This window comes from Marinobacter confluentis (assembly GCF_004785685.1).
GTDB classification, from domain to species: Bacteria; Pseudomonadota; Gammaproteobacteria; order Pseudomonadales; family Oleiphilaceae; genus Marinobacter; species Marinobacter confluentis.
Genome location: NZ_SRPF01000003.1, coordinates 208,145 through 229,869, shown reverse-complemented (window position 1 = coordinate 229,869; position 21,725 = coordinate 208,145). Strand labels below are relative to the sequence as shown.

The window sequence follows — 21,725 nt, the reverse complement described above, 5'->3', positions numbered from 1 at the left end:
TCAGATTGTCTAAAATGACATAAAATTGGGGAATCTCGCCATTTCGGTGGTCAGTTTTTGGGCGTCAACGCCTTAAGGCGAGGTCAACTGCCCTCGCGCATCCAGGTAGTGCGCCCACAGCAGCCTTGCCGCCACCGCGCGCCAGGGTGCCCAGGTTTCGCTGATGCGTGCCTGATCGTCCCGGGTCGGTATCGAGTCCAGGCCTTTCACCTCAGCCATGGCGTCGGCCAGTGCCAGATCGCCAAACGGCCACACGTCCGGTTTTCTCAGGGCGGTCATGTAATACACGTCAACGCTCCACGGGCCCAGGCCGGGGACTTTTAGCAGTGCCTGTCGCCCTTCTTCTGTCGGTAAGGATGGCAGGTTTTCCAGTACCAGCTCGCCGGAATCCACACGGCTTGCCAGCTCGAGGCAGTACCGGCTTTTCTGGCGGGTAAGACCCATTCCGCGCAGGGAATCGTCGCCCGCATTTAATACGGTTGAGGGCGTTAGTTCACCCAGATGATTTTCCAGCCTGCCCAGCATGGTGAGCGCCGCTTTCAGGGAAATCTGCTGTTCCAGAATGATATGAACGAGCGTGGCAAAACCTGGCTCGCGGGGCCAGAGCGGTGGGACCCCCAGGCGTTTGACGATGTCTGCCAGGTCGGCGTCCCTGGATGCAAGTTCCATGGCGCCCTGTTCCAGGGTTTTCTGAGTCAGTGGTTCCGGTGTTTCAGTCATGTCTTTTTATGTGTTTTTGTAACCTATCGGTCATTTGCGTTGCATATCTCGCTGTCGGTTCTAAAGTTCTCTCAATGTTTGCCGCAATACATGATAACAACTACAAAAACGAGACATCGATGACGTTAAGAAAGCGATTACTCATAACCCTGTTATTGGTCGGGCTGATACCGGCCCTGGCATTGACCCTCTTTAGCGCGGAAGTGACACGGCAGACCCTGAAGGAACAGGCCCTGTCGAGGCTCGAGGTGGCGGCCAATCTGAAGACAAACACCATCGACCGCTATCTGGAACGTATTCAGAAGCAGATCAAGGCGATGGCTTCCAATGGTGGTACACAAACGTCCGCGGAGACCTTTGGCCGGGTGTTCGGAAATTTTGCCCAGGGCGTTATGGTCGAGCCGGCGGAGATGCGAAAACGGCTGGAGGAACACTACCGGAAGCACTTTCTTCCGGCCCTGCAGGCAAATGGAGGCGGCCAGAACCGCTCGCTTGAAGACTATGTGCCGTCGCTGGATGACAGCGGTCTGGCTCTGCAGTTTGAGTACATTGTCGAAAACCCCAACCCGGTGGGAGAAAAAGACGAACTGGCGGCAGCCCCCGGTTTCCAGATCTATAACCGTATTCACGGCGAGTGGCACCCTTACTTCAAGGAATTTCTCGAGCGTTTCGGCTATTACGATATTTTCCTGATTGACGATGAAACCGGCCGAGTCATGTATTCGGTATTCAAGGAAGTGGATTTTGGTACCTCGTTGAAAGACGGGCCCTATGCGGATTCCGGTCTTGCCGCTGCCTACCGTCTTGCCCTGTCGGACACCGAGGAATCCGAACCCCGGTTTGTTGACCTGAGCCCATACGAGCCCTCGTACAATGCCCCTGCCGGGTTTATCGCCACGCCGGTCTATTCCAAGGGTAAAAGGGTCGGCGTACTGGCTTTCCAGTTTCCGATTGACCGCCTGAATGATGTGATGCTGGAACGCGGTGGCCTGGGCGAAACCGGCGAAACCTATCTGGTCGGCGAGGACCTTCTGATGAGGTCTGACTCCTATCTCAATCCCGAGCAAATGAGCGTGGTAGCCTCGTTTGCCTATCCTGAGACCGGTACTGTCGACACCTACGCGGTGCAGCAGGCGCTCGCTGGCAATTCCGGCCAGGCCGTTATTGAGGATTACCGGGGTCAGCGGGTATTTTCAGCCTACCGCCCGATAACAGTGGGTGGCCTGAACTGGGCATTGCTCGCCGAGATCGATCAGCAGGAGGCGCTGGCGCCCGTGCGTCAGCTATGGTGGATGACGGCCATTGGCATTGCGGTGGTGCTTGTCGTGGTGCTTGTTGTCGCGTTCTGGACTGCCCGCCGGATCATGTTACCACTGGGCAAGGAACCGGTAGAGCTTCAGGCCCTGGCGGAGCAGGTCGCATCGGGCAATCTGGTTATTGATGAGGCGGACCGGAACAAGGCGACGGGGGTTTATGGATCCATGCTCACCATGGTGGCCAACCTGAAAGAGGTGATCTTCAGCATTGATGAGGCATCCCAGCGCCAGGCCAGTGCCTCGGAACAGCTGTCTGGCACCACGGCGCAGACCCTGGAGAACGTGAATCAGCAGGCCGAGCAGACTGAGCAGATGGCATCGGCTATTGAAGAGATGTCTGCCGCCATCAGCGAGGTGTCGCAGAGCACGTCCGAATCAGCCGCCGGCGCCCGACGCACCGATGAGGCGGTCAGTCGCAGCGCAACGGAGGTGGAATCGTCCGCAACGGATACCCAGGCCATGGCAGCGGAACTCCGGGAAGCCGAGGCCGGCATTGACGAGCTTCGCCAGAACATGCAGTCGATCACCAGTGTGCTGGATACCATCAAATCCATCGCTGACCAGACCAACCTGCTGGCCCTGAATGCTGCCATTGAAGCGGCCAGGGCGGGGGAGCAGGGCCGGGGTTTCGCGGTTGTGGCTGATGAGGTCCGAAGCCTGGCCCAGAATACCCAGAAAGCGACCGAGGAAATCAGCAGCTCCATTGAGACTCTGGTGAATTCGTCAGAGCGGGCTTCGGCCGTGGTCACCAAGTGCAGTACCCGGGCCAGCGGAATCTCGGAACGGGCCAGCAGCGTTGTTCTGCAGCTGCGCGAGGCAGTGGACGAAGTGGCGAGGATGTCCGGCATGGCCGAGCAGATCGCCACCGCATCCGAAGAGCAGTCCGCTACGGCGGAAGAAGTCACTCGCAATGTGTCGGCCATTTCCGAGCGTTCTTCTGAGACCCGGCAGGCGATGCAGCAGATATCCAGTGCCAGTGGCGACCTGGCCGAACTGTCCAGCCAGTTGAAGGATTTATTGTCGCGGTTCAGGGTCAGGTAGCCGCCGGCGCGGTTGGGATTTTTTAGAGGGTTAGGGTATCTTTCCACCTCGAAACTTAAAGGAGCTTTCCGGTGTTCGAGGTGATTGTCCTGGCGTTGGCGCTCAGCATGGACGCCTTTGCCGTATCCATCGGCCTGGGCGCAAAAAATACCGGCCGGGTGCCAGTGCTGGCGTTCAAATCCGCAGTCTATTTTGGCGTGTTCCAGGCCCTGATGCCGATGATCGGTTATGCCGGTGGTAAAGGCGTGATGGGCTGGGTTGAGTCCTACGCGCCCTGGATTGCGTTTGTGCTTCTGATGCTGATTGGCGGCAAGATGATTCATGAATCCATGTCCGAAGGTATCGAAGAAGACATCGCGGTTATCACTCACCGGGTCATGGTGTTGCTGGCCATTGCCACCAGTATCGATGCCATGGCCGCTGGCTTTTCTCTGACACTCCTTGGCGTCGCCCCCTTACTTGCCTGTGCCATTATCGGCGCTGTGACCTTTGTGTTCAGCGGCGTCGGAGTTTATGTGGGTGCCCACAGCGGTACCTGGCTTGAAAGCAAGGCCGAGCTGTTCGGTGGTACCGTGCTGATACTGATCGGTATCAAAATCCTGCTTGCCTGAGGCCACCATGGATATTCCGTCTTTCGCCAGAATTCACGAATTTGCCTGTTTCCATAAAGGCGATGCAGCAGCCGTAGAAGCGGGTCTGCCCAGGGTCGCAGCGCCAGGTGATCTGGAAGCACTGGGGGATGATCGTTTCCTGTCTGAAATTACCCGCTGCATTTTCAAGGCAGGTTTTGTCTGGCGGGTGATCGAGCGTAAATGGCCGGATTTCGAGGCGGCGTTCGAAGGCTTCGTGCCGCTGTACTGGCAGCAGGTGCCGCCGGATGTGTTGGAAAACCTGGCTCGGGATGAGCGGATTGTGCGTAACATGCAGAAGATCCGTACCGTGCCGGAAAACGCCCGGATGATTGTGGATGCCTCCCAGGAATACGGCGGCTTTGGCCGGTTTCTGGCACAGTGGCCAAGCGATGATCAGGTGGGACTGCTGATCTGGCTCAAGCGCAATGGTGAACGTCTTGGCGGCGCCAGCGCCCAGTATTTTCTGCGCCGGGTCGGCTGGGACGGATTTATCCTGTCAACGGATGTGATCATTGCGCTGCGTCGGGAAGGACTGCTGGATGCCACGCCTGGCAGCAAGAAAGCTCTGAACCAGGCCCAGGCTGCGTTCAATGCCTGGCATCAGGAAACCGGCCTGCCTTACAGCCATCTTTCCCGGATTCTGTCGTTTTCGGTGGGTGATTAGGCTGCCAACATCAGCAACAGGGCAAGTTCTGTCAGCACGACGCTGGCCCCCAGCGCATCGCCGGTGTAACCGCCCAGGTCACGTTTGAGCTGCCAACCCCAAAGCAGGCTTACCAACGCCACGCAGAGGGCGGCCCATAGTATGATCATCGGTACCCAGGCACTGGCGAAAATACAGGTAACCAGCACGAAGACCATCGCAATCATCAGCCGTCCGGTAGAAAACCCACTCGCCACGGGCTTGCTCTTGCTGGTGTCAGGATCGCTAACATAGTCCAGCGCCCGCATCAGGATAAGCGGTGTCAGCCTTGCAATGCAGGGCGTGATGGCCAGCGCCAGCCAGACATATTGGTTTTCAGCCAGCAGCGCAACCTTCAAAAGCAGGGCCATTACCAGCGCGCATGCCCCATAGGTACCAATGCGGCTGTCTTTCATGATCGTCAGGCGGGCGCCGACGGAATAACCGCCGCCGAGGGCATCAACGCTGTCGGCCAGGCCGTCTTCGTGGAATGCGCCGGTAATCCAAAGGTGAAAGCCGGTCACCAGAATTACGCAGATCCACGGGGTCCACAGGCCATTCAACACGGCAAACAAGACCGCATAAATGATCCCGAGCAGCAGCCCCACAAGCGGAAAATACAGGCTGCTCTGGTTCATCAACTGCGCCGAGTAATCGATCCGCACCAGCATGGGAATGCGGCTCAGGAAGCCAACGGCAAGCCAGAAGGCCTGCCATTCGCGGCGTAGCGAGGTGCGAAGAGCGGAAGACTGCGCCATGTGTTCAGAGCGTCCATACTGGTCAGGGAAAGCGCCATTGTAGCCGTTCGATGGCGTGACGCCACCGGACGCCGCGGAACTACTTATTGCAAGCCGGGTGTGTTGGTCGGTATATTTCGGAATGGTATATCGTTATAACCAAAAAGTGAGGGGAAATATGACATCTCCCATGGTTCAGCCATTCTTTGACGAGCCCACAAACACCTTCAGCTATGTGGTCCGTGACCCTGACAGCGCATCCTGCGCCATTATCGACTCGGTGCTGGATTTCGATTACGCAGCCGGGCGGACGGATGTTCGTTCCGCCGACCAGATCATTGCCTATATCCACCGTGAACAGCTGACCGTTGAGTGGATTCTGGAAACCCACGTTCACGCCGATCATCTGTCCGCCGCGCCCTACCTGCATGAAAAACTGGGCGGAAAAACCGGCATTGGCGCCAGGATTGTCCAGGTCCAGGAAATTTTTGGAAAAGCCTTTAATGCCGGAACCGAATTTTCCCGGGATGGCAGCCAGTTCGACGCCCTGTTTGAAGAAGGTGACACCCTGTCCATAGGCGGGCTGGAAGGTCGCATTCTGCACACGCCCGGCCATACGCCGGCCTGCCTGACCTACGTTTTTGGTGACGCCGCGTTTGTGGGCGACACCCTGTTCATGCCGGATTACGGCACCGCCCGCTGTGACTTCCCCGGGGGCGATGCCCGGGTGCTGTATCAGTCCATCCAGAAGGTGCTGTCGCTGCCGTCCGACACGAGGCTGTTCCTCTGCCACGATTACAAGGCACCGGACCGGGAGGAATTTCATTCGGAAACCACGGTGGCTGAGCAGCGCCGCGCAAATATCCATGTTCATGACGGCATTACCGAGGACGAGTTTGTGTCCATGCGCCAGAAGCGCGATGCCACGCTTGGCATGCCGAGGCTGATACTGCCTTCTGTTCAGGTAAACATGCGCGCGGGTGAGATGCCCCCGGCAGAAGACAATGGCCAGGTGTACCTGAAAGTGCCGCTGAATTTTTTATAGGACACTGACGGCTGATGAAACTGGAGCGGATACTACCCGTGATTGGCTGGCTTCCCGGTTACCGACGGGGTGATGCCGGCCGTGATCTGGTCGCAGCGGTTCTGGTCACTATCATGCTGATTCCCCAGTCCCTGGCCTATGCGCTGCTGGCGGGGCTGCCGCCCCAGGTCGGGCTTTACGCCAGCATTCTGCCGCTGGTGCTCTACGCCCTTTTTGGCTCCAGCGGCAGTCTCTCCGTTGGCCCCATGGCCATTCTGGCGCTGATGACCGCGGCCGTTCTGACACCACTGTTTGAGCCCGGTAGCCAGGCGTACATCACTGGCGCGGTTATTCTGGCCGTTCTGTCCGGGTTAATGCTGGTCCTGATGGGCTTTCTGCGACTGGGCTTTCTGGCCAACTTTCTCAGCCATCCGGTTATTTCCGGCTTTATCAGCGCGTCCTCGCTGGTGATCATCGCCAGTCAGGTCAAGCACCTCCTGGGCATTCCGGCATCCGGCCAGAATCTTCTGGAGCTGATGATGTCGATGCTGCCCAATCTGGGGAGTATCAGTCTGCTGTCCATGTTGACGGGGTTCGGGGTATTGCTGTTCCTGTTGGCGGCACGACGGCTGTTGCCAGGCGTGCCGGGCAAGATTGTGCCGATTGTGGCGGTGGCCCTGACCGTTGCCCTGACCTGGTGGCTGGGCCTCGATAAACAGGGCCTGGCGGTGGTTGGCGAGATTCCTTCCGGCTTGCCGGCGCTGTCGTTTCCAGCGTTCGATGTGGGCCTCTGGCAACCCTTGGTGATGGGCGCACTGCTGATCAGCGTGGTGGGATTCGTGGAATCGGTGTCCATTGCCCAGACTCTGGCGGCCCGTCGTCGCCAGCGCATTGATCCCAATCAGGAGCTGATCGCCCTCGGCGCCGCAAACCTGGGAGCCGGTGTGTCATCGGGGATGCCGGTCACTGGTGGGCTGTCACGCTCAGTGGTGAATTTTGACGCCGGTGCCAGCACTCCGGCGTCCAGTCTCTATGCGGCCGTGGGGATTACGCTGGCGACGCTGACACTGACACCGCTGATTGCTTATCTGCCCAAGGCAACCCTGGCGGCTGCCATTATCGTGGCGGTGGCAGGGTTGATAGATCTGCCCGCTTTAAAGCGGACCTGGCGTTACTCAAAACCGGATTTTGGCGCCATGCTGGCCACTATTGTCCTGACCCTGGTTCACAGCGTTGAAAGCGGTATTCTGGCGGGTGTCGGCCTGTCTGTCGGGCTGTTCCTGTACCGGACCAGCCAGCCCCACAGTGCCGTTATCGGGCTGGTGCCGGGCACAGAGCACTTCCGTAATGTACAGCGCCACCAGGTATCGGTGTGCCCCAGGGTGACATTCCTGCGGATTGACGAGAGTCTGTATTTTGCCAATGCCCGCTTTCTGGAAGATCGGGTCATGGAACTGGTCGCCAGTCAGCCCGAAATGACCGATCTGGTGCTGGTCTGCCCTGCCGTGAATCAGGTGGATGCATCGGCGATGGAAAGCCTGGAAGCCATCAACGAGCGAATGATCGATGCTGGGGTGCGACTGCACCTGTCGGATGTGAAAGGGCCGGTGATGGATCAGCTGGAGGGCACACCACTGCTGACCGGGCTCAGTGGTCGGGTGTTTCTGAGTGCGTTTGATGCCTGGAAGTCGCTTCAGGCTGCGCCAGTGGATCAGGGCTGAGCTCAGCGGATGGCGGCAGCATCACCTGATTGCGGCCGGCAGCCTTGGCTTCGTACATGCGGTTGTCGGCTTCCCTGAGCAGGGATCTGAGGCTGTCACCGTCAACCCCGAGCTCGGCAATGCCGCCACTGACGGTGACTTTAAGGGCCTGCCCCTCGAAACCGACTTCCATGGATTCGATGCGCGAGCGGATTTTCTCCGATACTTCTGCGGCCTGGGCCGTGTTGGTATTGGTCAGTAACACCCCAAATTCTTCACCACCCAGTCGTGCAGGCAGGTCGCTGGCCCGCAGACATTGCCGGAGCGTATCCGCGACCCGTCGAAGCAACAGGTCACCGGCTTCATGGCCATAGTCATCGTTGATGGTCTTGAAGTGGTCCAGGTCCAGCACAATCAGTGAAAACGGTGTCCTGTCACGGGAAGCCCGTTTGCACTCCCTCTCAAACGATTCCTTCAGTCGGATACGGTTGGGCAGGCCGGTCAGTGCGTCGGTCTGTGCCAGTTCCAGTAGCCGCAGCTCCGAACGCTCACGGGTAACCTCGTACACGTGGGAGAATGCCAGGATGCAGATGCCGATCAACACCGTGTTGGCGATGGGCAGTGCCGCCAGCATCTCTGGCTGATCCTGGTGTTTGTAAAGGAACAGGGCAGCGGTCAGCGTCATGAAGATTCCGGATAGGATAAGCCCCAGATGGCGCCCCAGCAGCAGATGGCTGAGTATGGGAATGATCAGAACCCAGCCGAAGACCGTAACAGATGAAGTGGGCAGCATCATTGAGAACAGCATGGTTGCGCAGAAAGGCAAAAGGAAAATGATTGCCCAGCGCTCCAGATGTTCGGTTTTACGAATGGCCTGCATTACAAAAATGGCAAACAGAACCATACCGATCTCGGCCAGGGCCAGTTCCCATCGCCCCTTCTGGAGATTAAGTGCTGAAAATAACACGCCCGCGAATATGGTCAGGTTCAGAAGCGCTTTGAGCACCGCTTTTCGGTAAGGTCGACCCAGAGAACGGGTGGAGTCTTTCTGCAATTCCATGTGCTTTAATCTTGTGTGGCGTGGCGAGAGCTTCTGGTTCCGGTGTGGCCAGATATGTATGGTTTTTGAGCATATGATGATCTCAAGGAACAGGTCCTGTTTCACGCTGGAAATAGGCCTTTAAGACTAAAGTACTAACAGGCAGGCTCCATGGTGCGACGTTTCATCCCCCTGATTATTCTGGCCATTGGGATTGGTGGCTTCCTGGTGCTCAAGGCGTCAAGGCCTGAGCCGGAGTCGGTCAGCGTCGAGGAGCGAGCCTGGCTGGTTGAGACCATGCCGATAGAATTGTCGGAACAGGTGCCCGTGTTGCCGCTCTACGGTGAGCTGGTGGCTCCGGAGCAGTTACGCATTACCGCCTCGCTGGCAGGCCGGGTAGCGGCGCTTCCGGTTCGGGAAGGGCAACAGGTTGCCCCTGGCGATCTGCTGGTTGCCATGGACAAAGCCGACGTTCAGCCGATGCTGGATCAGGCCCTGGCTGACGTATCCGACCTGCAGGCCCAGGTGTCTGCTGAAACCATTCGCGCGGCCAATGATCGCAAGGCGCTGGCCAGTGAACAGGCGATACTGGAGAGCGCGGAACGGCAATACCAGCGCACCCGGTCACTGGTGGACCGGAACCTGGCCTCGAGGGAAGATCTTGACGCGGTGACCGATGCCCTGGCTCGGGCCCGGCTCACGGTGACGGTCAGGGAACGGGCCATCGCTGAGCACCTGCCGCGCCTGAATAGTCTGAATGCCCGTCTGGCAAGGGCTGATGCTGCACTGGCCAGTACCCGCCTCAACGTCGCGCGCGCGACAGTGACCTCGCCCTTCGAAGGCGTGGTGACCGACCTGCAGGTGGCCCCCGGTGATCGGGTAAACCAGAATGCGCCGCTGCTGTCTGTCTACCCGCTTCAGGGGCTGGAGCTTCGGGCCTCGGTACCTGACCGATATCTGGCCGAGCTGATGTCGGCGCTGCGAGAGGGTCAGCGCCTTGAAGCCAGAACCGTTGATGGCCAGCATGTGTTTAACCTGCAGCGCTTCGCCGGGACCAGCGACCCTTCAGGCACCGAGGTTATTCTGGTACTGCAATCCCCTGGCTCTGCCGATCATGGCCTGCGCCCCGGTGGTCTGCTGCCGGTAATGTTGCAGCGCCCCCCTGCGGACAATGCCGCTGTGATTCCTCACAGCGCACTTTACGGCAGTGACAGTGTTTATCTGATGACCGAAGCCAACCGCATGCGCCGGGTGCGGGTAGAGCGGCTGGGCGAGATTGCCGCCGCCAACGGTGAACGGCAGCTGCTGATTGCCAGCCCGGAACTGGCGAACGGCCAGTCACTGATAACCACCCATCTTCCAAATGCCATGAGCGGCCTCAGGGTCCAGCTTGCAGGCAGCGATGACGGAGCCCCCGAATGAGGCGGCGCAAAGGCGTCATCGGTTTTTTCGTTCACCACCGGGTGGCCGCCAACCTGGTCATGCTGATGATGCTGTTGGGCGGGTCTCTGGCGCTGTCCCGTATGAACATTCAGTTCTTTCCAACGTTTGCACTGGATGTGGTCAGCGTTAGGGTGGTCTGGAGCGGTGCCTCCGCAGAGGACGTCGAGCAGGGCATCACCAATCCCCTTGAGCAGCGGTTCCGCAGTATCCAGGGGCTGAAGAAGATGACCTCTACATCAGCCCAGGGCGTGTCGTCCATCACCCTGGAGTTTGTTGAAGGCAGCAACCCGATTCAGGCTCTGGACGATGTGCGCCAGCAGGTGGACGAGTTCAATAACTTTCCCGCCGATGCCGAAGAGCCACAGGTGACGCGGGTTGAGCGATACGAGCCGGTGGGCCGGCTGCTGGTCTATGGTGAGCTGGACCGGGACGAGCTGCGAAAGCTGGCTTACCGGTTTGAGGACGAGTTGCTCACCCGGGGCATTGACCGAATATCCATGACCGGCTTGCCGGAGCAGCAGATCAGCATCGACGTGCCGGTCGAAAGGCTGGAAACCCTGGGCCTGACACTGCAACAGGTTGCGGACCAGGTTCAGGCGATTTCCCGGGACCTGCCGGCCGGCATGATGGGGCAGCAGGACTCGACCCGGGAACTGCGATCGGTTCAGCAACGCCGCAGCCCTCAGGACTTTGAAACCATCCCGGTAGATGTGGATGAGCGCACAAGGCTGGCTCTGGGCGATATGGCCTATATCCGCCAGGAAGCGAGGGACAGCCAGGTCACTATGAGTCACAAGGGGCTGCCGGCCATCGAGCTGCAGTTACAGCGGGCGGAAGATGGTAACTCGCTGGAAGCCGCCGATGTGCTGGACCAGTGGCTGGCGGAGACGCGCCCCACTCTTTCGCCCTCGGTTTCCATTGAGGTTTATGACGAAACCTGGCAACTGATCGACGACCGGATCACTCTGCTGATCAAGAACGGGTTTGGCGGCCTGGTACTTGTGGTCCTTCTGCTGTACCTGTTTTTGCCGGGGCGGGTGGCTTTCTGGGTCGCGGTGGGGATTCCTACCGCTTTTCTGGCGGCCATGGCCGTGCTTTGGGGGATTGGCGGTTCGATCAACATGATCTCACTGTTTGCGCTGATCATGGCGCTGGGGGTGATCGTGGATGACGCCATTGTGGTGGGGGAAGATGCCGACGCCCACGCCAGAATGGGCGAGGCGTCCATTTACGCCTCGGAAGGCGCGGCCAGGCGGATGGTATGGCCAGTGCTGGCCTCGTCCCTGACCACCGTCGCTGCATTCATGCCCCTGTTGGTGGTGGGCGGCGTTATCGGCAATATTCTGGGCGACATTCCTCTGGTGATGATCTGCGTTCTGGTTGCGTCCCTGCTGGAATGTTTTATCGTGTTGCCGGCACACCTTCGCCATGCCTTCATTCCCCGCAAACCCCATGGAGCAGAAGCCCCTTCACCGGGCCCGGTCGACCGGGTGCGCGCCGGTTTCGAACGGCGCTTCGACCGGTTCCGCAACGGTCGCTTCCGGGCCTTTTCAAAGCTTACCCTTGAACACCGCGGGACTACTCTGGCCTGCGCCCTGGCACTGGCGTTTCTGACGGCAGGCCTGCTGGCCGGTGGTCGGCTGGGGTTCAATTTCTTCCCCACGCCCGAGCCTTCCATACTCTACGCCAACGCCAGCTTTGTTGCCGGCACCAGTGAAGAAACCGTGGACGATTTCCTGGGGGAGATGCAGCAGGCGCTGAATGAAACCGAAGCTGCCCTGGGCGATGGCCTGGTGCTTCATGCCATGACCAGCCATGGCGCCACCCGCGGCGCTCCGGGCAGTAGTCGAAACGGCGATGAACTGGGCTCGATGCTGGTTGAACTGATGCCCTCGGATCAGCGTTCCGTGCGCAACCCTGAATTCATACGGCAATGGCGCAGCAGGCTTGAGCTTCCGGCCGGCCTGAACAACCTGAATATAACGGAACGCCAGTCCGGTCCGCCCGGTCGTGATCTGAACGTAAGGTTGACCGGCGAGGATGCCATTGCACTGAAACGCGCGGCCGAGTCGCTTGCCGGGTCCATTGCTTCCCTGCCGGGTGTGCTGGATACCGAAGACGATATGCCCTGGGGCCGGGAACAGCTGATTTACCAGGTAAGCGCACAGGGCGAGGCTTTGGGGCTGACCACCAACGAGCTGGGCCGACAGTTGCGCGCGGCATTTGATGGTCAGATTGCCCAGATTTACCAGGATGGCCGTGATGAAGTGGAAGTGCGGGTGCAATTGCCCGAATACCAGCGGGAACGAATGTCCACGCTTGCCCAGTTGAGCATTCGGGTGCCGGACGGTCGCTTCGTGCCCCTGTCCCAGGTGATGAACCTGGACCACCAGCAGGGCTTTCAGGCCCTGCGCCACGCCGATGGTCAGTTAGCGGTCGAAGTGACTGCTTCCCTGAACACCCGCATCAGCACCACCGATGACATTATCGCCAGCCTTGAGGAATCGGTGCTGCCGTCGCTGGCAAAGCAGTACAACCTGCGATACAGCTTCGAAGGTCGTTCCGCCGACCAGCGAGAAACCCTGAACGATATGCGTACCGGGCTGATTATTGGTTTGGGGCTGATGTATGTGGTGCTGGCCTGGGTGTTCGCGTCCTGGAGCCTGCCGCTGATCGTAATGGCAATTATCCCCTTTGCGCTGATTGGGGCATTGATAGGCCACTGGCTGATGGGTTTGCAGCTGACCATTCTCTCTCTGTTTGGACTGTTCGGGCTTTCCGGCATTGTGGTGAACAACGCCATAATTCTGGTGGCTTTCTACAATCAGCAGCGCAGCAAAGGCCTGGGTATCAATGAGGCGCTCAACGAGGCAGCGGTACAGCGAGTTCGCGCCGTGCTTCTGACATCGCTGACGACCATTGGCGGGCTTCTGCCACTGCTGTTTGAAACTTCTTTGCAGGCCCAGTTCCTGATTCCGATGGCAACATCCATTGCCTTTGGTCTCGGCCTGTCTACCCTGCTGGTGCTGGCAGTGATTCCAGCGCTGCTGTCCTGTCTGGAGCAGTTCCGGGAACGGAGGGCACGGCAATCAGGCCGTTCACTGGATAATGGGCCGAACAACGACCAGGAGACAAGCCATGTCTGAAACAGTGCTGGCCGCCGCCGCACTCAGCAAAGGATTCCGGAGTGGTGAGGACACGGTTCGGGTAATTGATCGCCTTTCCTTTACGCTGTCAGCGGGCCAGTCAATGGCGGTTATTGGCCGCTCCGGGTCGGGTAAGAGCACCCTGCTGAATCTGTTGTGCGGGCTGGAAACGGCTGATGCTGGCGACATTACTGTTGCTGATCAGAACTTTGAGGTTAAGCAGGGAGTTGCTTCCCCCGCTGCCACTTGTCAATGGGCCCTGCTACGAAAACGCACCATTGGCGTGGTGTTTCAGGAAGCCAACCTGATGCCCGCCATGACCCTGCTGGAGAACGTCCAGTTGCGGGCAAGCCTGGCCGGGCATCGTGCTGGTGGCGAGATGCACTGGCTGGAACAACTGGGTGTCGGCGCAGAGGCCCACCGGTTCCCGGACCAGGTATCCGGCGGCCAGCGTCAGCGGGCCGCCCTGGCCATGGTGTTTGCCATGCACCCTGAGATCACACTGGCGGACGAACCCACAGGCAGTCTGGACCGGCAGACCGCGGAAGAAGTGGCAGACCGACTGTTTGAGGTTCAGCGGCAAACCGGCTGCGCGCTGGTGATGGCGACCCACGACCAGGCGTTGGCCAGTCGCTGTGATCACTGCCTTGATCTGGGCGAGGGTGGTTAGCCGCATGCTGATCAGGGCGATGACCAGCCATTACCGGCGCCACCCGCTGCAATTGCTGGCGCTGGCGCTGATGATTGTGGTGGCTACCATGCTCTGGACCGGGGTGTCGGTACTGACAGGCCAGGCCCGGGAGAGCCTGGCGGTCAGTGAAGAGTCCGTTGCTGCCCGCGAAGCGGTGGTTCGGGCCGATGGTCAACCGGTAACGGTTGAGGATTTTGTGACCCTGCGTCGGGCTGGCGTCTGCGTTGCTCCCTGGCTGGAAACCGCCCTTGGCGATCCGGCGCGCCGGGTGATTGGCATTGACCCCTTGGCCATGGCCTGTTTCGACGTGCCGCCAGCAGGTGATAGCGCCGTCGGCGTTGCGGGCGAGCTCACCGGCGACCCCTTCGTGGATATCAGCGAAGTGACCGGTGGATCTGGCCGGGCGGAACAATCTGGTCAGCTTTCTCTGCTTATCAGCCCGGATACCGAATTCCTTCCCGAAGGCTATCAGCGACGAAGTTTCCAGCTAGGCCCGGCCACCGGCGAGCTGGCCGACAGCTTCCTGCTCAATCTGGATGCGCTCAGCCTGCTGGTGCTGTTCATCACCGGTCTGCTGGTGCGCAGCGTCTACCACCTGGGGTTGGCGCAGAGGCGCAGCAGCTTCGCCCTGCTGGAAAGATTCGGGGTGACAAAATCCCGGCTGCAGCGTTTGTTGGCGATGGAGCTCACGCTTCTCACGCTGATCTGTGTGGTGCCCGGTGTCTGGCTGGGGCAGGCGCTGGCGAACCGCTTGGGCCAGGGGTTCGGCCTGGCGTTGGACAGCCTGTTTGATCTGTCGCTTTATGCCGGTGAGGACACCCCGGTGCCCTGGCAGGCCGGCCTTGTGATGCTGGTCCTGGTGCTGGGTGTGTGCCTGGTGGATCGGCTGATCCCAGAGCGTACTGGGTATCAGTCCAAGCCGTCCGAGCCGGCTGTTCTGCCCTGGTGGGTCTGGGCCCTGATGGTCGCTATCGGCGTTGAAATGGTTATCTGGGCTTTCTCACTGGTGTGGGTATTTGTCGGCACGGCGCTGGTGTTTACCGGTATCGGCGGCCTGATGCCCGGCCTGCTGGCCCGGTCTGCCGATGCTGTGGCAAGGCGGCAGTCCCCCGGCGCTCCACTGGGCCGCTGGCGGTATCGGGAACTGGCGGTGATGTTCCGCCAGTTGGCACTGCCGGTGGTGGCCCTGCAGTTTGCCATGGCCACGGTGCTGGCGGTGCAGGCGCTGGTGACCACGTTCGAGGATACATTCGAGCAGTGGCTGGCGCAGCGGTTGTCCGCTGAGCTCTATGTGGAAATACCTGAATCGGCCAGCGCCGAAGGCGGTTCCAGGACGCTTGCAGACCTGAACGGCCTCGGCGACTGGCACCATGTCCGTCGGGGCAAGGTGCAGTTGCCGGACATCAACGCTGAGGGTGAGCCGGTTACCACTGATCTGATGGCGCTGTCGCCGATCACATCGCTGGTCACTGACTGGACCCTGCTGGAATCGGTAGAGGAACCCTGGACGGCGCTCTCGTCCGGCGGTGTGATGGTGAACGAACAACTCGCCCGCCGTCAGGGCCTTTCGCTGGGGCAGCGGCTCACAGTGGGAATTGGTAGCGCGTCCCTGACAATGCCAGTGGTGGGCGTTTATGCGGATTACGGTCGCCCTGCGGCGGAACTGCTGATTGATGGCGCGGGTTTGCCCGATGATTTCACGCCCTCATTCCAGAGCTTCTCGGTCAATCCCGGCGAACGCTCAGTCAAGGACATCGGCCAGCGCCTTAAAGATGAATGGCAGGTGGCGGACCTGGTCATCCGGGATAACGCCAGTATTCAGGCCCTGGCCAGCCAGGTGTTTCAACAGACCTTTCTGTTAACTCGCGCCATCAGCGTGCTGACTCTGGTGCTGGCGTCGCTGTCCTTGCTGGTCATGGGCTGGGTATTCTTCTCCACGCGGTCCTGGTATTTCCATCTGCTGGGCATCTGGGGATTGCAGCCCGATGCGGTGCGTGCCCAACTCCGGCGTCTGGCGCTGTTGCTCACATCCGGGGTTACTCTGGTGGCTTTGCCGCTTGGAGTCTGGCTTACCTGGGTGCTGGTCAGCAGGATCAACCCGCTGGCGTTCGGCTGGTCATTGCCTATGGCAGTCTATCCGGGGTTCTGGGTGGAGCTGGGCGTAGTGATGGCCCTGATCGGCCTGGTGATTGCCTGGCTGATCGGGCGGCAGTTGAACGGGCAGGTATCTTTAAGACCCGGTGCAAGCCTGGCTGGCGGAGGTGAGCGATGAGTAAAATCCGGACTCTGATGCTGCTGGTCATCACCCTGATGCTAGCGGCTTGCTCCGAGCTCTCAGGAAATCAGGGTTTTGCCGGCCTGGCGGCGTCGGTGGATAACACAAGCGACGACGAATTCCTGCAGCCGGGTCCGGGCGACCCGCTGACTTTTCCCGGGGATTTTGGCCCCCACCCCCAGCACCGCATCGAGTGGTGGTATCTGACCGCCAATCTGGAGACGGCAGAAGGTGAACCCCTCGGCCTGCAATGGACCCAGTTCCGCCAGGCGATCAAGCCAAGGCCTGCGGATGCAGTGGCACCGCCACCGGAAAACTGGCCACTCGAGGCCGCCTGGATGGCCCACGCGGCGGTTTCCTTTGACGGCCAGCACCAGTTTGCCGAACGGTTGGCGCGGGGCGATGTGGGCCACGCAGGTGCCACGTTTGCGCCCCTGCAGGTGTGGCTGGATGACTGGTTGCTGTCGGAGCCTTCCACCGGTGAACCCTGGCGCCTTACCGTGGAAGCAGACGGCTGGGGTTATGACCTGCAACTGGCCAATACCAGTGAGCGCGTGGCCCACGGCGATAACGGTTTCAGTGCCAAGTCTTTCGACGGCCAGGGTTCCATGTACTTCAGCCTGACCGACCTGGACATCAGCGGCACCGTGACGATGGATGGCACCACCCATCAGGTTCGGGGCAAGGGCTGGTTTGACCGGGAATGGAGCAGCCAGCTTCTGAAAACCGGCCAGCAGGGCTGGGACTGGTTTGCCCTGCATCTGGACGATGGCCACAAGCTGATGGCGTTCCGTTTGAGGGAAGACGAAGGTGGACGCGATTTCCGCTCCGGTACCTGGATCGCGCCGGATGGCACCGCCACCTCACTGGGGCCTGATCAGATCGAGCTGTCCGGCGAGGGCTGGCGAGAGTCTGAAACCGGCCGCGTACCAGAGCGTTTCCGATTGCAGATTCCGGACGCGGAGCTGGATATAGAGGTTGTTGCGCCCGAGGGCCAGTACTGGAATGCCGGGCTTTACCCTTACTGGGAAAGCCCGGTCACCGTGGAAGGCTCCCACACGGGGGTGGGCTATATGGAACTGACCGGCTACAGTAAATGAACCGCTCGCCTCGGCGAGTGTTCAGCGAATGTTCGGCGGGACCAGATCGTTGAAAAGTGACTGTATGCCCTTGTGCCACTTGGTGCGAAGCTGATGGAAGTAATCGTTGTGCTCATCAACCTGTTCGATAAAGCAGGGCTTGAGTTCATCGTTGCGGTAAATAGCGACATCCAATGGCATGCCGACAGACAGATTGCTCTTCATGGTGGAGTCAAAGGAAATCAGGGCGCACTCATAGGCGCGATCAAGGTCGGTATCAAACTTCATGATCCGGTCCAGAATCGGTTTTCCATACTTGGATTCACCAATCTGGAAATAGGGCGTTTCCCGGGTGGCTTCGATAAAGTTGCCTTCCGCGTAGATGTTGAACAGGCGCGGATTCTCGCCGCGAATCTGCCCGCCCAGGATCATGGAACAGCTGAAATCCACGTGGCTGATCTTGCCGTCCGGGTTATCCCGGCGAATCACTTCCCGCATGGTCTGCCCGACCAGCTCCGCTGCCTCGAACATGGAGGGTGCGTTCAGCAGGTTCAGCTCCTCGGTGCCGCATCGCTTTTCCAGCAGGCTGATTACGCTCTGGCTGGTGGCCAGGTTACCGGCGGACAGAATGACCAGTTCCCGCTCGCCTTCCTGATCGAAGACATGCATCTTGCGGAAGGTGGAAATCTGGTCAAAGCCGGCGTTGGTGCGGGAGTCGGACGCGAACACAAGGCCATTGGCCAGACGCATCGCCACACAATAGGTCATAAGCGGGTTTCCTCGGGAACAGACTGAACGGCGTCAGTTTACCGGGTTTTTCGCAGAAAGCATGTTGTGTTTTATTGATTTTCCCCGGCCTTTTCTCCCGCCAGGGTCACCCAGGCTTTGGTGTGAAGCCGCTCTGTGCCACCGCCACTGCGCATTCCTCGCACCGGCGCTGCGTCCAGGTAATCCAGCCCGGTGGCCAGCTTGATATGGCTTTCGGCCACGTTCAGCAGGTTCACCACATCAAACGTGTGCCAGTTTCGGCCCAGCCAGACTTCCGCCCAGGCGTGAGTAGCCAGGTGGTCTTCGCTATTGGTGTGGATGTAACCGCTGACGTAACGCACGGGTACACCAATATAGCGGCAGCAGGCGATAAACACATGGGTGTGGTCCTGGCAGACGCCCCGTTTCTGATCAAAGGCTTCGGCCGCTGTGTGGGTGACGGTGGTGGCGCCCGGCATGAACTCGATACGCTCCAGAATCCGGTTCATCATCCGCACCAGACTGCGCTTGTTGGCCGAAAACTGCTTGGCAAACTGCTTGATGGGTTTGTTGGCTTCGGTCAGCAGTGTCGGCCGCAGGAAAACTTCTGGTGGAAACGGGGAGTCATCCTTGGTCAGGGGTTTGCCGGTCAGGTCCACTACGCCCTCTGCGGTCAGGGTAATTTCGGTCACGGGCTTGTCCATGGTCATCACTGTAACCTGGTTGCCGAAGCCGTCAGTCATCATGCTGGTATCGCCCGGTGTACGCAGGTTCCAGGACAGAATTCGCTGTTGGGGCGTATTGCGCGGGGTCAGCCGCAGATACTGGATGCTGGTCTGCGTAGGTTCTTCGTAGGTGTAGGTTGTGTCGTGGCGAATCTTCAGTTTCATACCTGCCACCCCATATAGTCTTTCTGGATCTGTCCTGAAATGGCCTGAATCCGCTCGAGAAAATCGGTCAGATATTCGTGCAGGCCGCGCTCCGCGATGTAATCCCGATCGCCGAAGTGGATATTGGCGTACAGGCTGTTGGCCATTCGCCTGGCTTTGCGGGCATCGCCGCTTTCAACCAGTTCCAGCAGCGCCACGATTTCATGCAGGCAGGCGTGAAGCGAACGGGGCACGTCCAGCTCCAGTATCAACAGCTCGGCCACGTTCAGCGGCAGAATGTTGTGGCCATAGATCTGCTGGTAGGCTTCGAATGCTGCCAGTGAATGCAGCAGCGCCGTCCACTCGAAGAAGGAGCGGGTGGCGTGTTCGTCCTGGGAGGCGCTGGCCATTTTATGGCGGATATCCAGAACCCTGGCTGTTGTGTCCGCCCTTTCGATAAAGGTGCCCAGACGCATGAAATGGAAGGCGTCGGTTCGCAGCAGCGTACCGTATGCGGCACCCCGGAAGATGTGGGAGCGGGCGCGGGTCCAGTCGAAGATCTGGCTGGCATTGGATTCGGTCACGCCGGTTTTGCGCAGCTCCTTCATTTCAATGTATGACAGGTTAATGCTGTCCCAGACGTCCGCCGACAGGTTGCCCCGAACATGGAGCGCGTTATCCCTGGCACTTTGAATGATGTTGAATACGCTGGCGGGATGGCGGTCATCCAGCAGCATGAAATCGATCAGATTCTGGGGCGTGACATCGCCATAGAGTTCCTTGAATTCCTCGGCAGTGCCGGTGACCAGCAGAGGCACGGATAGTTGCTCTTCCCGGTCTTCCGGAACATCGATCAGTGCCATGGTCAGGCTGATGTCCAGCAGGCGGGCCTGGGACTCGGCGCGCTCAAGGTAACGGGCCATCCAGAACAGGCTGGCGGCGTCGCGGCTCAGCATAAGTCGTCCTCCAGCACCCAGGTGTCTTTGGTTCCGCCGCCCTGGGACGAGTTCACCACCAGTGAACCCTCCTTCAATGCGACCCGCGTCAGCCCGCCGGGCACCATCTGGACTTTCTTGCCGCTCAGTACAAATGGCCGCAGGTCCAGGTGTCGGGGTGCGATCCCCTCGTCCACGAAGGTGGGGCAGGTAGAAAGGCTAAGCGTGGGCTGGGCGATATAGTGATGGGGCTTGGCCTTCAACAGATCACGGAAATGGCTGATTTCCTTTTTCGATGCCCGTGGGCCTATCAGCATCCCATAGCCGCCGGCACCCTGGGCTTCTTTCACCACCAGTTCCGGCAGGTGTTCCAGCACGTATTTCAGGTCCTTGGGCAGGCGGCATTGCCAGGTTGGCACGTTTTTCAGAATCGGCTCCTCGTTCAGGTAGAAGCGGATCATATCCGGCACGTAGGGGTAGATGGATTTGTCGTCGGCTACGCCGGTACCCATGGCATTGGCCAGCACCACATTGCCACTGCGATAGGCGCCGTAAAGGCCGGGCACACCCAGCATCGACTGTGGGTTACCGGCCAGCGGATCGAGGAAATCGTCGTCGATCCGGCGATAGATGACGTCAACCTGTTGAGGGCCAATGGTGGTCTTCATGAACACCTTGTTCTTGCGTACGAACAGGTCGGCGCCTTCTACCAGCTCCACGCCCATCTGGCGCGCCAGGAACGCATGTTCAAAATAGGCACTGTTAAAACGACCGGGTGTGAGAATGACCACGGTCGGGTTGGGTTTGAGTGATGCTGCCCGCAGGGTCTCGCCAAGCAAAGCCGGGTAATGGTCTACCGGTGCCACCGGCGCTTCCGCAAACAGTTCCGGGAACAGACGCATCATCATGCGGCGGTTTTCCAGCATGTAGGACACGCCACTGGGGCAGCGGAGGTTGTCTTCCAGCACGTAAAAGTCGCCGTCGTTGTTGCGAATCAGGTCGATGCCGGCGATGTGGGAATACAGATTGCGGGGCAGCTTCAGGTTCTGCATGCCGGGCTGGTACTGGGGATTGGCAAACACCTGCTCGGCGTTGATAACGCCCGCTCTCACAATGTCAAAGTTATGGTAGATGTCGTGGAGGAAGCGGTTAAGTGCGTTCACCCGCTGGCGCAGGCCGCTCTGCAGCTTCTGCCAGTCCGAGGCGGAGATAACCCTGGGGATCAGGTCAAAGGGAATCAGTCTGTCGGTTCCCTCATCCTGACCATACACGTTAAAAGTGATGCCCAGGCGCTGGAACAGCACATTGGCTTCCCGGCGTTTTTCGGCGATCAGGTCCTCATCGGAATTGATCAGCCAGTTTTCAAGGGTTCGGTAGTGGGGGCGTACGCGATTGTTCAGGTCGAACAGTTCGTCGTACAGGCCTTCCTCCGGAGTTTTTATCAGCATGGTTAGCTACTTCTCCCTGGGCGGCGTCAGGAACGCCGTGTCTGGTCGCCGGTTTTATAGTTGGGTTTTTACCAAGAGCAGGCAGCAAACGGCGGGCCAGTTCTTCCCGCCTGGCTGGAATTAGCCCTTTATCAGTAAAGGAGTCGGGATGAGGTTTGTCAAAAGCGTTGACGATGCCAATGAATTGGCGTCAGGCCGGCG

General features: G+C 59.4%; 17 protein-coding genes. 10 read left to right on the top strand and 7 right to left on the bottom strand.

The window, feature by feature from the left end; all coding sequences use genetic code 11:
• Positions 1-72: 72 nt before the first annotated feature.
• Positions 73-720, bottom strand: coding sequence for a DNA-3-methyladenine glycosylase family protein (locus tag E5Q11_RS11600; RefSeq protein ID WP_135803596.1), 648 nt, complete (start codon positions 718-720; stop codon positions 73-75).
• 119 nt (positions 721-839) lie between these two features.
• Between E5Q11_RS11600 and E5Q11_RS11595 the strand changes: the two genes are divergently transcribed.
• The 3 genes from E5Q11_RS11595 (at position 840) to E5Q11_RS11585 (ending at position 4,373) form a co-directional block, all read left to right on the top strand.
• The gene (locus tag E5Q11_RS11595; RefSeq protein WP_135803595.1) at positions 840-3,077 is read left to right on the top strand and encodes a methyl-accepting chemotaxis protein; all 2,238 of its coding nucleotides are present in this window, start codon (positions 840-842) and stop codon (positions 3,075-3,077) included.
• Positions 3,078-3,148: 71 nt separating this feature from the next.
• Positions 3,149-3,688 (top strand): manganese efflux pump MntP, encoded by a 540-nt coding sequence (locus E5Q11_RS11590; protein ID WP_135803594.1) that lies wholly within the window; start codon positions 3,149-3,151, stop codon positions 3,686-3,688.
• A 7-nt stretch (positions 3,689-3,695) separates the two neighbouring features.
• On the top strand, positions 3,696-4,373 hold the full coding sequence (locus E5Q11_RS11585; protein WP_135803593.1) for a DNA-3-methyladenine glycosylase I: 678 nt from the start codon (positions 3,696-3,698) through the stop codon (positions 4,371-4,373).
• On the opposite strand, the gene cobS is transcribed toward E5Q11_RS11585, so the two are convergent.
• Entirely contained in the window at positions 4,370-5,149 is a 780-nt protein-coding gene (gene cobS / locus E5Q11_RS11580) for an adenosylcobinamide-GDP ribazoletransferase (protein ID WP_135803592.1), read from the bottom strand. The genes E5Q11_RS11585 and cobS overlap by 4 nt on opposite strands.
• A gap of 157 nt (positions 5,150-5,306) precedes the next feature.
• Between cobS and E5Q11_RS11575 the strand changes: the two genes are divergently transcribed.
• Complete coding sequence (locus E5Q11_RS11575; RefSeq protein WP_135803591.1) at positions 5,307-6,173, top strand: MBL fold metallo-hydrolase; 867 nt, start codon at positions 5,307-5,309, stop codon at positions 6,171-6,173.
• Positions 6,174-6,187: 14 nt separating this feature from the next.
• Positions 6,188-7,873 (top strand): SulP family inorganic anion transporter, encoded by a 1,686-nt coding sequence (locus E5Q11_RS11570; RefSeq protein WP_135803590.1) that lies wholly within the window; start codon positions 6,188-6,190, stop codon positions 7,871-7,873.
• Here the strand turns inward: E5Q11_RS11570 and E5Q11_RS11565 are convergent.
• The gene (locus E5Q11_RS11565; RefSeq protein ID WP_135803589.1) at positions 7,800-8,912 is read right to left on the bottom strand and encodes a GGDEF domain-containing protein; all 1,113 of its coding nucleotides are present in this window, start codon (positions 8,910-8,912) and stop codon (positions 7,800-7,802) included. The genes E5Q11_RS11570 and E5Q11_RS11565 overlap by 74 nt on opposite strands.
• A gap of 150 nt (positions 8,913-9,062) precedes the next feature.
• Between E5Q11_RS11565 and E5Q11_RS11560 the strand changes: the two genes are divergently transcribed.
• Genes E5Q11_RS11560 through E5Q11_RS11540 form a run of 5 tightly spaced genes read left to right on the top strand, consistent with a single transcriptional unit; the run spans position 9,063 to position 17,546 of the window.
• Positions 9,063-10,313, top strand: a complete 1,251-nt coding sequence (locus E5Q11_RS11560) for an efflux RND transporter periplasmic adaptor subunit (protein ID WP_135803588.1) — start codon at positions 9,063-9,065, stop codon at positions 10,311-10,313.
• Positions 10,310-13,480: an efflux RND transporter permease subunit gene (locus tag E5Q11_RS11555; protein ID WP_135803587.1), complete on the top strand. Its 3,171-nt coding sequence runs from the start codon at positions 10,310-10,312 to the stop codon at positions 13,478-13,480. The genes E5Q11_RS11560 and E5Q11_RS11555 overlap by 4 nt, the downstream gene beginning before the upstream one ends.
• Complete coding sequence (locus tag E5Q11_RS11550) at positions 13,473-14,150, top strand: ABC transporter ATP-binding protein (RefSeq protein WP_135803586.1); 678 nt, start codon at positions 13,473-13,475, stop codon at positions 14,148-14,150. Before E5Q11_RS11555 ends, E5Q11_RS11550 begins: the two co-directional genes overlap by 8 nt.
• A gap of 4 nt (positions 14,151-14,154) precedes the next feature.
• Positions 14,155-16,443, top strand: a complete 2,289-nt coding sequence (locus E5Q11_RS11545) for an FtsX-like permease family protein (RefSeq protein WP_135803585.1) — start codon at positions 14,155-14,157, stop codon at positions 16,441-16,443.
• A complete protein-coding gene (locus E5Q11_RS11540) occupies positions 16,440-17,546 on the top strand; it encodes a lipocalin-like domain-containing protein (RefSeq protein ID WP_191964473.1) in 1,107 nt (368 codons plus the stop codon). Before E5Q11_RS11545 ends, E5Q11_RS11540 begins: the two co-directional genes overlap by 4 nt.
• 21 nt (positions 17,547-17,567) lie before the next feature.
• Here E5Q11_RS11540 and E5Q11_RS11535 read toward each other — a convergent pair whose 3' ends face one another.
• The 4 genes from E5Q11_RS11535 to E5Q11_RS11520 all read right to left on the bottom strand — a co-directional run bounded on the left by E5Q11_RS11535 (position 17,568) and on the right by E5Q11_RS11520 (position 21,524).
• The gene (locus E5Q11_RS11535) at positions 17,568-18,293 is read right to left on the bottom strand and encodes a proteasome-type protease (RefSeq protein WP_135803584.1); all 726 of its coding nucleotides are present in this window, start codon (positions 18,291-18,293) and stop codon (positions 17,568-17,570) included.
• A 71-nt stretch (positions 18,294-18,364) separates the two neighbouring features.
• Positions 18,365-19,162: a transglutaminase family protein gene (locus E5Q11_RS11530; RefSeq protein ID WP_135803583.1), complete on the bottom strand. Its 798-nt coding sequence runs from the start codon at positions 19,160-19,162 to the stop codon at positions 18,365-18,367.
• Complete coding sequence (locus E5Q11_RS11525; protein WP_135803582.1) at positions 19,159-20,097, bottom strand: alpha-E domain-containing protein; 939 nt, start codon at positions 20,095-20,097, stop codon at positions 19,159-19,161. Before E5Q11_RS11525 ends, E5Q11_RS11530 begins: the two co-directional genes overlap by 4 nt.
• The gene (locus E5Q11_RS11520) at positions 20,091-21,524 is read right to left on the bottom strand and encodes a circularly permuted type 2 ATP-grasp protein (protein WP_135803581.1); all 1,434 of its coding nucleotides are present in this window, start codon (positions 21,522-21,524) and stop codon (positions 20,091-20,093) included. Before E5Q11_RS11520 ends, E5Q11_RS11525 begins: the two co-directional genes overlap by 7 nt.
• Positions 21,525-21,725 lie beyond the last annotated feature (201 nt).